Origin of the sequence: Photorhabdus antumapuensis, assembly GCF_020387775.1 — a bacterium.
Taxonomy (GTDB): domain Bacteria; phylum Pseudomonadota; class Gammaproteobacteria; order Enterobacterales; family Enterobacteriaceae; genus Photorhabdus; species Photorhabdus antumapuensis.
In genome coordinates, this window is record NZ_JAHZMK010000066.1 from 2,650 (window position 1) to 2,943 (window position 294).

The window sequence follows — 294 nt, forward strand, 5'->3', positions numbered from 1 at the left end:
TTTATGTGCAGAACGATAAAGGCACCTTATCACTGAGCGCCATCAACAATGTGCAATTAACCGCCAGTGACGTCAAAAACGCCGGTAAAGACGGTCACACCGAGATAACCGCAGGCCATAACCTGACGCTGGACACCTTAAGCACACACCGCACAGAGCAGGGGAATTGGGGGAAAGATAACACTCGCCACCTGACCCAACAACAAGATATCGGCAGCCAGATAACCGGCGCCGGTGAGGTGACCCTGCAAGCCGGCCATGACCTCAAGGCTGCCGCCGCTCACGTCAATGCCG

General features: G+C 55.4%; 1 protein-coding gene. It reads left to right on the plus strand.

Annotation, left to right across the window (positions count from 1 at the left end; translation table 11 throughout):
• The coding region (locus KZ793_RS23105) for a hypothetical protein (protein WP_225817093.1) at positions 1–294 on the plus strand (294 nt) is incomplete at both ends.